The organism is Shewanella sp. 8A, from assembly GCF_023475945.1.
GTDB lineage: Bacteria > Pseudomonadota > Gammaproteobacteria > Enterobacterales > Shewanellaceae > Shewanella > Shewanella xiamenensis.
On the sequence record NZ_JAMDJP010000004.1, the window covers coordinates 234,780 to 247,267 of the forward strand.

Below are 12,488 nucleotides of genomic sequence, written 5' to 3' on the forward strand. Positions count from 1 at the left end.
CAAACTCGAAGGAAACGACATGAGAAAAGTACTCATTGGGGGACTGTGTGCCTCACTTATCGCGGGCCTTACTGCCTGTAATGATAAACCAGCACAAGTTAGCGCGCCCGAAACCGCTAAAACCGCCACAGCTGCCGCTGTCACTAAAGCATTGGGTTCTGGTATCGAATTTGAAAACTTTGATAAATCAGTACGTCCACAGGACGATTTCTATAAATATGTTAACGGTACTTGGCTAAAAAAATCTGAAATTCCAGCCGATCGCACTAGCATTGGAGCCTTCTACGATCTGCGTGAAAAATCCCGTGATGACGTTAAAGCCATTATCGAAGAAGTCGCTGCAACGCCAAACCTGGCCGAAGGCACTGACGAGCAAAAAGTGGCAGACCTTTACCGTTCATTTATGGACACAGCGACGCTAAACAAACTGGGCGTGACGCCACTGAAAGGCGAGTTTGATGCCATCAACGCCTTAAAAGATAAAAACGAGCTGGTGAAATACTTCGCCCACAGTCAAATCATGGGTGCGGGTACGCCAATGGCTTTCTACATCGATATCGATGCAAAGAACTCTAGCCGTTACGCGACTCACCTATATCAATACGGCCTAAGCCTGCCAGAAAAAGACTACTACTTTAACGAGTCAGAGCGTTTCGTTAATATTCGTAAAGCTTACCTTGCTCATATCGAAAAAATGTTCACTCTAGCAGGTCTTGCCAATCCAAAAGCCAGCGCAGAATCTATCCTCGCACTCGAAACTGCGATTGCCTCTAAACATTGGGATGTGGTTGAAACCCGCGACAGCACTAAATCCTATAACCTGTACCAAGTGAAAGATCTGCCAAGCTTAGCGCCAGATATCGACTGGACTGGCTACTTAACGGCATTAGGTGCTGACAAGCAAACCGATATTATCGTTAACCAACCAAGCTATATCCAAGGCCTGAACGAAGTCCTCAAAACGACCGATTTGGCCACTTGGAAAACCTACATGCAATGGCAAGTGCTGACCCACGCGGCAAGCAACTTGAGCGAAGAGTTCGACAACGAGAACTTTGCTTTCTTCTCTAAAACCCTCAACGGTCAAGAAGAACAAGAGCCACGTTGGAAGCGCGGTGTTGCGGCAGTTAACGGCGTATTAGGTGAAGTGGTGGGTAAAGTGTACGTGAAGCGTCACTTCGCACCTGAAGCTAAAGAGCGCATGCAAGCATTGGTTGAAAACCTGCGCGGCGCCTACGGCGACAGCATCAAAGATCTGACTTGGATGAGCGATACGACTAAACAAGCTGCGGCCGAAAAACTAGCAAAATTCAACCCGAAAATTGGTTATCCAAACAAGTGGGAAGATTACAGCAAGCTGACCATCAAAGCCGATGATTTGATGGGTAACGCGGTACGCGCAAGTGAAGTTGAACACGCTAAGTCGCTGGCTAAGTTAGGTGCACCAATCGATAAAGACGAGTGGCACATGACCCCACAAACGGTTAACGCCTACTACAACCCAACCATGAACGAAATCGTATTCCCAGCTGCAATTCTGCAACCACCATTCTTCAACATGGAAGCGGATGACGCCGTCAACTACGGTGGTATCGGTGCAGTAATTGGTCACGAAATGGGCCATGGTTTCGACGACCAAGGCGCTAAGTTCGACGGCGATGGTAATATGCGTGACTGGTGGACAGCGAAAGACTTAGAAGAATTCTCTGCCCGTGGTAAAGCCCTGATCGCACAATACGATGGTTACTATGTGTTTGACGATCTGCACGTGAACGGCAGCCTGACCTTAGGCGAAAACATTGGTGACTTATCAGGCGTGACGATTGCTTACCGCGCGTACAAAAAGTCACTCAATGGTAAAGAAGCTCCGGTTATCGACGGCCTGACTGGCGACCAACGTTTCTTCATCGGCTTCACGCAAATTTGGCGTGCAAAAGCCAAAGAAGAAGCCCTGCGTAACCGTGTAGCAACAGATCCACACTCACCTGCGGAATTCCGTGCACTGGGTGCGCTATCTAACATGCCTGAGTTCTACACTACCTATGATGTGAAACCAGGTGATGCTATGTATATCGCACCAGAGAAACGCGTGAAAATTTGGTAATGCCAAATTAATTCAAGGTTGTAGCTAACGCGACATTATCATGAAAGCGCAATGGCGCCGCTCACAATAGCGGCGCCATTTTTTTAGGCGCGAAAAATGTGAACCTAAGCCAAACATGAACAAGTCTTCATCATTGATTCAGCTTTAATTAAGCCACGTCAGCCTATGGTATCCCTGTGATGTGTATCACTCCCATAAGGAAGTAGGCCGTTATGAATAAGTTGTTTCGTACCTTTTTTATCTTTCTACTCTTATTATCGACCCGCACCGGTGTAGCCAATCCTCTAGATATCAATGACAGCAGAGCCGAACGTAGCAGCTATAGCGCAAGGCAAGCTCAAAGCTATGATCTGCAAGGGCTATATGCACTAAATACCCAAACCTTCGACACACCACGCCAATCTTTAAGCTGTTTAGATAAACTGTATTCAAATGCCCCTATTGCCCAAAATGAGCTAGGTAACTTATTGCAACGAGTCACAGCGGATACACAGGTGCAGGTGATTTTGCCCGACGTAAAAAGCTATCAACGCGCCGCCGAGAAGGTCGCCAGCAAATTTAAGGGGGATGCCAGCCAAATCACCGACCTTGCCCGCGCTAGCATCGTCAGTAACAGTATCTCCGAGCTGATGCAAAGCTATTACGCCTTAAGCGAGCAAGCTCAGGTCGTGAAACAGAAAAACCGTTTCGCCGAGCCTAAAGCCTCAGGTTATCGCGACCTTAACTTACTGGTGCGTTTGCCCGAAAGCGGCATGATTGCCGAGGTCCAGTTACACCTTAAGGATATTGCCGACATTAAAAGCGGCCCAGAACACAAGGTTTATGAACAGGTTCAGCAGATTGAAGCGAATGCGATAAAACAGCAACGTGCATTAAGTGAGTTTGAAACGGCACAAATCGCTAAGCGGCGCCAAGAGTCCCATAAGCTGTATCACAAAGCTTGGCTTAACTACAAACGCGTCGATGAAGGACTGCTGCTGACTAACTCAGTTGCTTAATCACCCGTTTGCTTAATCGCTTTACCGTTTACCTCTGTACCACTTCCACTGTTGCGCTGGCTATTTGTGAAAACAGATGCCAGCGCTTTTTTATGGCATAACACCAAACTTAGCCCAAAGCGCTCACTGCTGCTAATACGCAAACTAAAGCCGAACTATCACTACTACAAGCTCACTGCCCTTCCCTCGCATCCAAACTGGTTTCCCTATATAATCCCGCGCCATAAGGCGACCCTTAAGGAAATTCCATGCACGACATTATTGAGCAACTCCAAGAACGCAGCGAAACCGTGCCTGTGCCACTCGAGTTACCGACATTCGAGCAGTTAGTGGAGGTTGAGGAACAGATTTTGATCCCGCTGCCACGGGAATTAAAGGAATACCTACTCCATGCCAGTGATGTGATTTATGGCGCGATTGAGCCTGTGACCGCAGCCGATCCCTATTCGCACACCTATTTACCCGAAGTCACCTGCTATGCTTGGTCAATCGGCTTGCCGAGGGACTTAATCGCCATCTGCCAATTGGGCGATGACTTTTACTGTATCGATCAGGATGGCCAAGTTCACTTCTGGCAAAACGGTGACTTTACCGATACCTATTGGGAATCCTTCTGGGAATGGGTCGAAGATATTTGGCTTAAAAACAAATATTGATTTTACCGAGATTTTATTTTTATCAACTTGAGAACCGCATTATGTCTAAAAATATTGGCTTGAACGCCATCGAAATGAGCTACTTACGCCAATCACTCAGCCTCAGTGCGGCTCAAGTAGGACAACTGACCAACCACAGTGAAGCCGATGTATTAGCCTGGGAAAATGCTGAAACACAGGCCCCTGAACTGGCACAGAAAAAGCTGTTAGATCTCGATGATATTATCGAGATGCAAGTGCTCAATACCACAGACGGCATCGAAGCCCTATTTAAGAAAGAGCCTAAGCGTCACTTGGCCTTCGTGGTGTATCCAACGCAGGCCGTTTACACCCAATATAATCCGGAATTTTTAAGCTCGCTGCCGTTAACTGAGCTGTACAACACCGCTGCATGGCGCATTAAAAAAGAATGCAAACTGGTGCTTGAAGTGGATGTTAGCTTAGTCAATCTCGATGTCGAAGCCTACAAGGCATTCCGTGAGCAAAATGGATTAAGTGAAAGCCGTGAAAGCCGTGCGAAATGGGCGGCGACTCAGCTATAAACGCTAAACGACTTAATCAAAAGGGCAGAAGAAAATCTTCTGCCCTTTTGTTTTTAATGCCTAAATCAGATTAAGCCTGCGCCGCAGCAGCGACAGCATCCATTTTGGCCAACGCCGATTTACGCGAAGGACGCGCTGCAATTCTATCGCGATACGCCGCCAATTTAGACGGGATCTGCTGCTCAAATAAAGTGCCCCACATCAATGTATGTGCCAGCAGAATATCGGCAACCGACAAGGTGTCACTGAGTAAAAAGTCACTATCGGGCAGCATAGCTTCGGCCAAGGCCGCCGCCTTATTAAACTCCCACACCGCGCAGGGCATGATGGAAGGATGACGCTGCGCTTCCGGCAGCGCGAATTTATGCTTGCCTAGGGTCCATAGAGGCTGCTCGAGTTCGGTAATAATAAAGCTCACCCATTGATGATGAAGGCCCGATGCCGCACTTCCCGCTTCAGGTAACAACTTGCCAAATTTCTCCGCCAGATACAGGCAAATAGCCGCAGACTCAGACAACACAAGATTATCATCGGTTAACACAGGCACTTTGCCACAGGGATTGAGCGTTAAGAAAGCGGCGCTTCGGTGCTCGCCCTTATTCATATCCACAAACGAAAAGGCCCACTCGGCGCCTAACTCTTCTAGCACCCAGGCGACTCGTAATGCACGGCTGCGGGGCATGCCATATAAGGTGATCATATTAACGTCCTTTTAGTGATGACTGATTAACGAGAACGAAGATACACTGTGTCGCGGCAGAGTAACATACAAAAACGGCGCCGAAGCGCCGTTTCCAATGACTCAGCCAATGACTCGTTAGAAGTTCATTGTCAGCTTGGTGTAGATATAACGTCCCATAGGGTTGTGTACAGAAATCACATAACCATAGAGGTCGGTATCGCCGTCACCAATCGCAAATGGTGGCTCTTCATCGAACACGTTGTTCACGCCTAATGTCAGCTTAAACATCTCGTTGAAACGGTAACTGCCTGACATATCAACTAATAACTGTGCATCCACCATACGAGACTTGTTGGTTTCGAAGTCTAACACACCGTCAAAGTCGATATCTGGAGTATCTTCAAACTCACCGATATAACTCAGGTTTACGTTGGCGGCGAAGTTATCCATGGTCCAGTTCGTGGTGAGCAACCAGCGATGTTGTGGGAACTTGTACTCGCCAGTGTAATCGAGACCGTCTTTTTCGAAGTTATGTAAGTAGCTGTACTCTAAGCCAAACTTCAAATCACCAAAGTTATCTAACTCAAGGCCATAGTGGGTTGACAGGTCAACACCCTGCACATCCTGCGAGCTTAAGTTGATAAAGCTTGAGTGAATAATGCTGATAGGACCTAAGGTTTGACCCACTTGCGGTGCTAAACGCTCACACACAGTACTGTTTTGATCGTTACAGTTTGCGGTGTAAATATCACCCAATGGCTGCTTATCGATCTTGTTATCTTGAGTAATGCTGTAAACATCGAATCCGATATCAAACTTCTGGCTTGGTGCCCAAATCATCCCCAAGTTCCATGTTTCTGACTCTTCGGCATCCAACTCAGAGTTACCTTGGAATTCAGTGTTATAGTCGAGCGCTTCACAATCCACACCATCGGCGGCGCAGCGATAAGTATCGATAAAGAAGCTACTTTCGCGAGATGGGCCTAAACCGATTTGTGCTAATGAAGGTGCACGGAAACCCGTTGACCAAGATCCACGGCTCGTCAGCTCATCGGTAATCCCCCATTGGAACGCCACTTTAGGGTTAGTGGTTGAACCAAAATCGCTGTAGTGGTCATAACGACCTGCAAGTTGAAGCTCAAAGTTATCTGTCACTGGAATAGAGAACTCCACATAACCCGCGTATTGGTCACGAGAGGCCGCCGCAGAAACCGCTTCGGTACCGAAAATCAGCCCACGTTGGAACTGTTCATCCGGCACGTCGCTCACGCTTTCTTCACGGTATTCTACACCCGCTGCCATCATAATATCGCGGTCCGCCAGCGTGAACGCTTGACCCGAAATGTTCGCCGCATATGAAGTCATGCTCGACAAACCTTGGCGGACAAGGCTAGTCGTGATGGCATCGATCACATCCTGCGAGTTCATCGTGCCACCAAAAGGATTGTAGCGGCCAGCATCGATCTCAGCTTGTAGATAATCGGTTCTGACCCAACCTTGGCTACGATCGCCAGTTTGCATCGATTCACTGCGGCCGCGTTGTACCGAGGCTTCCCAATCCCAAGTTTTGATAGTGCCACGTAACCCAGCAACTAAACGCAGGGTATCAGACTCAATATCCCAACGGCGTGCGCCCGCATCCACAGTACGGAAACGACCGATTTCAATATCTTTGCCCCAAGGATTATTAGGGTGGGTACCCGGTACAGTTAAGGCCGCATCTTCATCCAGAGGTGTGGGCGCACCACCCGCAATAGAGGAGTTATGTTGCGCCGCTAACTCGAGGAAAGCAGTTAAATCGTCATTGAAATGGTAATCGAATTGACCAATAGCCCCGATACGTTCAGCTTCAGGGATCACTAGGTTGTAAGGGCCGTAGTCGAATAGACAACTGCCGCTGGCTGTTGCGCGATCGGGCGGACAGGATGGGTCGATAGTCTTCACGCCATCAACATAAAAATAACCGGGGAAACCACGGGAAGAACGAAAATCCTCACCACCATAAGGACTTTGATCCGCAGTGCCAAAACGGCCTAAATCGGTCGCTGACAGCGTTTCGTTTTTAAAGTAATCAAGGATAATAGATGCACTGCCCTTTTCGGATTTGGTTCCCCAGACAACACTCGCCGTGGTTTCATCGTAACCCGTACCAGGGGTGTCGCCGTAACCTAAGTTAACCTCAATCCCTTCGATGTCTTTTTTCAAGACAATGTTGACTACGCCCGCAATCGCATCGGAACCGTAAATCGCCGACGCACCATCTTTCAGAATATCTATTCGCTCAATCGCTGAAACCGGAATGTTGTTAATGTCGACGAAGGAGTTAGTGATACCTTCAGCAAAAGCACTTGCCGCGACACGACGACCGTTGATCAATACCAGAGTGGCGTCAGGGCCTAAGCCACGTAAACTGATCGAGGCTCCGCCGTTTGCGGTCGAGTCTTGGCTGTTACCACGCGTAGAGAAAGCACCTGCACCGTTCGCAGGCATCCGCTCTAGTAACTGCTGCAGGTTGTCAAACCCCATGTTAGCAATATCTTCTTTGCCGATGGATTGTATCGGCGACGGTCCCTCAATATCGGTACGCTTAATACGAGAACCCGTCACTTCAATACGTTCAACTTTATCAGCACCATTTTCAGCTGCATAGCTAACATTCGGGGCAAACGCCATTGCGATCGCGATAGCACAAGCATTGGGTAGAATCTGAGGTCTTTTCATTTGCATTCCCTAACTTTAGTATTGTTGGAATTAATTTACTTTAATTCAACTTTTTATTAACAATATTCAAGGTAATGTGTTGTGAAACAAAGTCAATGGCCCACTGAAAAAAGTTAAACTTTTGTTACTAATAAAAACCATGTATTTTTCAGCACAAACATCTCAAGATAGTTAACAACTCACTGCATAAAATAGGGACGAAAATGCAAGAACAAACGATTCATGAAGCCGAATTTGAAGCCAACTTAGGCATGTATTGGTTACTCGCTGGGGCCGCTTACTTCACCCTAAGCATTGTAGGTATACCTTTGTTATTGCTTTGGTTTCCTCTTGGCTTATGGGGGACGCGTCGCTATATCAACAATATGAGCGCGCGTCTCACCAGCAAAAAACTTATTGTGCGTAGAGGCATATTAACCCGCACCGAAAATACCGTTCCCTTAGATAAAATCACCGATATCGCCTTAATCCAAGGTCCCATAATGCGCCTAATGGGATTACATAAACTCACAGTCGAAACTGCTGGACAATCGGGAACGGGTGCCTTAATTAGTCTAGTGGGCATAGTCGATGCCCCTAGTTTTAGAGCACAGATTTTGGAGCAGAAGGAGCGCTTGAGTGACAAGCATCCACAATCTGAAGCATTATCCGCTACAAACGATAATGCGCTACTCGGCCAGCTTGTCGAAATATCCGCCAGTTTAAAACGTATCGAAGGCTTACTCGCATCCAAACACGATGCTTAACAGTTAATTCGATTCAAATTTAGAATGTATGCATTAATATCAAACAGATATATTTTCACCGATAAGGAAGTACGCACCACGCCATGGACAACTCTGAAGTTAAACCACTCTCCATCAATTGGACTGCACAGCTCGCCCTTGGCATAAAAGCCATGGGACCGGGAGTGTTGATGGCCGCCGCCGCGATTGGGGCTTCACATTTAGTATCATCCACTCGCGCCGGCGCAGAATTTGGTTGGCAATTGGCTTGGGTCATTCTTGGCGTAAATTTGCTGAAATACCCCTTCTTTGCCGCAGGTGCGCGTTACACCGCAGCCACGGGCGAAAGTTTACTGCATGGATATCTTAAGCAAGGTCGGGGTTATCTATGGCTATTCACAGGCCTCAATGTGATAGCTTCTATCGCCAGTACTGCGGGTGTGTGCATGTTAACTGCCGCTATGCTCACCCAGTTTATCCCCTTACCTATTGATGTATTGGCGCTGTTGGTGCTAATAAGCTCACTGTTGTTATTGATTTTAGGGCATTATTCTCTGCTCGATAAACTGACCAAAATCATTATGTTTGCCCTGACGCTCACCACTTTAATTGCGGTCGCGCTGGCATTTGATCATATGAAAGCACTGGAAAGTCAGTTTGTGTCGCCCTCACCTTGGCAGTGGGCCCATGTGGGATTTTTAGTCGCGATGATGGGATGGATGCCTGCACCGATTGAAGTCAGCGCATGGAATTCATTGTGGTTGCTGGAAAAACAAAAGACTTCATCGGTAACACCATACCAAGCTCTGCTCGATTTTAACTTAGGCTATATCGTCACCGCCCTGCTGGCAGTGGTCTTTCTGGCCTTGGGCGCCCTGGTAATGCATGGCAGCGGCGAACATTTTTCTGAATCGGGTGCCCAATTTGCAAATCAGTTAATCAACTTATATAGCCAAGTCATGGGCGGTGAAAGCAGATATTTGATTGGCATAGTGGCGTTTTTATGTATTTTCAGCACCACTGTCACCGTCATTGATGGCTATAGCCGGACCCTAAACATGGGCTGGCAACTACTCTCCAAGTCAGTAGTGTCAGAAGTACAAGCGGATAAACGTCTGACAGGCATTATGCTCGGTGTCAGTGCGTTAGGATTGTTGTTAATCCTGTTTTTTAAGGGCGCACTGCTGCCATTACTGGAGTTTGTGATGATCTTGGCCTTTATGACCACTGTCGTCTTTGCATGGTTAAATTATCGCTTAATGACCAGCAGCCAACTCCCAGAAGCAGACCGCTACGGTACAAAGATGAAATGCCTCTCTTGGATAGGCTTAAGTTATTTACTTATTTTTGCCGTACTTTTTATTTACTGGTACTGGGTAAAGGCCTAGCAGGTGTTCAACACTAGCGTGATATTAATGATTAACACCACAAATACCGCTGAATCCTGCATCTTCAGGTTGTTTGGGTATATACTATCTGCTCTTAAACCAGACTGCGCAGCCGCGCCTAGAGATGACCATGATAAACAATGATATTTTGCGCCGTTTGCGCTTCGTATTCGATTTTAGCAACGCCAAAATGATTAAGATTTTTGCCAAAGTGGGTAGAGAAGTCTCCACCGAAGAGATGATTAACTTACTGCGCAAAGAAGAGGAAGAAGGTTATAAAGCCTGTAACGATACCACCCTATGTCAGTTTTTAGATGGTCTAATCATCGAAAAGCGTGGTCTACGTGAAGGTGCTGAAATTCCTAAACCAGTATCAAAATTAAACAATAACTTAATCTTCAAAAAATTACGTGTTGCCCTCGAAATGCGTGAGGAAGATATTGTGGCCACCCTAGCGCTCGCCGAAGTGCAAATGTCTAAATCTGAATTAAGTGCCCTGTTCCGCAACCCGGACCATAAAAACTTCAAAGCCTGTGGCGATCAGATCCTGCGCAACTTTATCCGTGGCTTATCGCTAAAATACCGCGGAGTCTAATGTTTCTTCCGCTTAAAATAACAAACGCAGCCTTGGCTGCGTTTTTGTTTTTATCTCGCCGTTAAACAAGCTTTCGCTTGGCAGATGTATTTACAATCAATTAACAGAACTCTGTTTTAAACAGTAAGAATTGCCTGTGCTGCAAAAAAAGCCACAAATAGCGCACGACACAGGCAACAAAGATCACATTTCGTGATAACCTTACGTGACCTATAGCACGTCTCAAGCACGTACCGAACCACTTAAACAATAACTCAAAGGTTACCCATGGACGATAATAAACGCCCCCTCTATCTTCCGTTTGCAGGACCTGCCATTCTTGAAGCGCCATTGATTAACAAGGGCAGTGCATTTTCTGAAGAAGAGCGTATTTTCTTTAACCTCGAAGGCTTAGTACCCTATGCCATTGAAACTATTGAAGAACAAGCATCGCGCGCCTACGATCAGTTCAGAAGTTTCAATAACGATCTCGATAAGCACATTTATCTGCGCAATATTCAAGACACCAACGAAACCCTATTTTATCGTTTAGTGCAAAATCATATCAGCGAAATGATGCCAATTATCTACACCCCAACGGTAGGTTTGGCCTGTGAGCGCTTCTCGAAAAACTATCGCCGTAACCGTGGTCTGTTCATCTCCTACCCAAACAAAGACAGAATTGACGACATCCTCAATAACTCAACTCGCCAAAAAGTAAAAATCATCGTTGTGACCGACGGTGAGCGCATCTTAGGCTTAGGCGACCAAGGTATTGGTGGCATGGGGATCCCGATTGGTAAATTGTCACTGTACACCAGCTGTGGTGGGATCAGTCCCGCATACACACTGCCAATTACCTTAGACGTAGGTACCGATAATCCACAGTTGCTGGAAGATCCGATGTACATGGGTTGGCGCCATCCGCGTATTGGTGGCGAAGAGTATGCCGAGTTTATCGAAGCCTTTATGCAAGCCGTGCATGTGCGTTGGCCAGATACCCTAATCCAATTTGAAGATTTTGCCCAAAAGAATGCGATGCCAATCCTTGAGCGTTATAAGGATCGCTACTGCTGCTTTAACGATGACATTCAAGGCACCGCCGCTGTGACTGTGGGTTCATTACTCGCCGCCTGTAAAGCCGCGGGCACTGAACTTAACAAACAACGAGTTGCCTTCTTAGGTGCGGGTAGCGCGGGCTGCGGTATTGCCGAAGCCATCGTTGCGCAAATGGTGTCTGAAGGTATCAACGACGAGCAAGCCCGCAGCCAAGTCTGCATGGTTGACCGTTGGGGCCTGCTGCTCGACAACATGCCGAACCTGTTGCCATTCCAACAAAAATTGGCTCAAAAATGTGCCGATATCAGCAACTGGAATAACTTCAGCGACAATATTTCACTGCTCGATGTGGTCAATAACGCTAAGCCAACGGTACTGATTGGCGTATCGGGCGCACCGGGTCTGTTTACCGAAGAAATTGTTCGTGCAATGCATAGCCACTGCGAACGTCCAATTATCTTCCCACTGTCAAACCCCACCAGCCGTGTTGAAGCGACGCCAAAAGACATTCTGCACTGGACGTCTGGCCAAGCCTTAGTGGCAACGGGTAGCCCGTTCGAGCCTGTAGTTGTCGATGGCGAGACCTATGAAATCGCGCAATGTAACAACAGCTTTATCTTCCCAGGCATTGGTTTAGGTGTACTCGCCTCGGGAGCTCGCCATGTCTCCGATGCGATGTTAATGGCATCGAGCCGCGCGCTCGCCGAATGCTCACCGTTAGCCATTAATGGCTCAGGGCCACTCCTGCCAAAACTGGAAGATATTCACTCAGTGAGTAAGCATATTGCGTTCGCCGTCGGTAAAGTGGCAATTGAGCAAGGCCTATCCTTACCTGCGAGTGATGAGCTGCTGATGCAATCTATCGAAGATAATTTCTGGAAGCCAGAGTACCGCCGTTATAAGCGTACTTCGTTCTAATTTCAGACATTATGTCCCGTCCTAAGATAGGTTGACAGTTTTTAGGCCAGCTCCAGTAGCTGGCCTTTTCTATTGTGCACCTGATTAGGGGTTGCCATATTCAAACTCAGATGCGGTCTCA

The 12,488-nt window shown here is 47.3% G+C and carries 10 protein-coding genes; 8 read left to right on the forward strand and 2 right to left on the reverse strand.

The features are described 5' to 3' along the window. Window positions 1-19: 19 nt before the first annotated feature. From M0413_RS04920 to M0413_RS04935, 4 genes are all read left to right on the forward strand, one after another. Window positions 20-2,104: a M13 family metallopeptidase gene (locus tag M0413_RS04920; protein ID WP_249553338.1), complete on the forward strand. Its 2,085-nt coding sequence runs from the start codon at window positions 20-22 to the stop codon at window positions 2,102-2,104. 212 nt (window positions 2,105-2,316) lie between these two features. Beyond that, entirely contained in the window at window positions 2,317-3,102 is a 786-nt protein-coding gene (locus tag M0413_RS04925) for a RelA/SpoT domain-containing protein (protein WP_172587642.1), read from the forward strand. A 248-nt stretch (window positions 3,103-3,350) separates the two neighbouring features. Beyond that, on the forward strand, window positions 3,351-3,758 hold the full coding sequence (locus M0413_RS04930) for an SMI1/KNR4 family protein (RefSeq protein ID WP_011623923.1): 408 nt from the start codon (window positions 3,351-3,353) through the stop codon (window positions 3,756-3,758). A 41-nt stretch (window positions 3,759-3,799) separates the two neighbouring features. Next, the gene (locus M0413_RS04935) at window positions 3,800-4,300 is read left to right on the forward strand and encodes a DUF4447 family protein (protein WP_011623924.1); all 501 of its coding nucleotides are present in this window, start codon (window positions 3,800-3,802) and stop codon (window positions 4,298-4,300) included. A gap of 70 nt (window positions 4,301-4,370) precedes the next feature. Here M0413_RS04935 and M0413_RS04940 read toward each other — a convergent pair whose 3' ends face one another. Both M0413_RS04940 and M0413_RS04945 read right to left on the reverse strand, forming a co-directional pair. Next, window positions 4,371-5,000, reverse strand: a complete 630-nt coding sequence (locus M0413_RS04940; RefSeq protein WP_249553341.1) for a glutathione S-transferase family protein — start codon at window positions 4,998-5,000, stop codon at window positions 4,371-4,373. A 117-nt stretch (window positions 5,001-5,117) separates the two neighbouring features. Further along, a complete protein-coding gene (locus M0413_RS04945) occupies window positions 5,118-7,703 on the reverse strand; it encodes a TonB-dependent receptor plug domain-containing protein (RefSeq protein WP_037422221.1) in 2,586 nt (861 codons plus the stop codon). 203 nt (window positions 7,704-7,906) lie between these two features. On the opposite strand from M0413_RS04945, the gene M0413_RS04950 reads away from it, so the two are divergent. From M0413_RS04950 to M0413_RS04965, 4 genes are all read left to right on the forward strand, one after another. Beyond that, window positions 7,907-8,449, forward strand: a complete 543-nt coding sequence (locus tag M0413_RS04950) for a PH domain-containing protein (RefSeq protein WP_249553343.1) — start codon at window positions 7,907-7,909, stop codon at window positions 8,447-8,449. A gap of 83 nt (window positions 8,450-8,532) precedes the next feature. Continuing rightward, a complete protein-coding gene (locus M0413_RS04955; RefSeq protein ID WP_172589724.1) occupies window positions 8,533-9,816 on the forward strand; it encodes an Nramp family divalent metal transporter in 1,284 nt (427 codons plus the stop codon). A gap of 130 nt (window positions 9,817-9,946) precedes the next feature. Further along, window positions 9,947-10,411, forward strand: coding sequence for a YehS family protein (locus M0413_RS04960; protein WP_037422212.1), 465 nt, complete (start codon window positions 9,947-9,949; stop codon window positions 10,409-10,411). Window positions 10,412-10,678: 267 nt separating this feature from the next. Then, the gene (locus tag M0413_RS04965) at window positions 10,679-12,367 is read left to right on the forward strand and encodes an NAD-dependent malic enzyme (protein ID WP_249553345.1); all 1,689 of its coding nucleotides are present in this window, start codon (window positions 10,679-10,681) and stop codon (window positions 12,365-12,367) included. Window positions 12,368-12,488 lie beyond the last annotated feature (121 nt).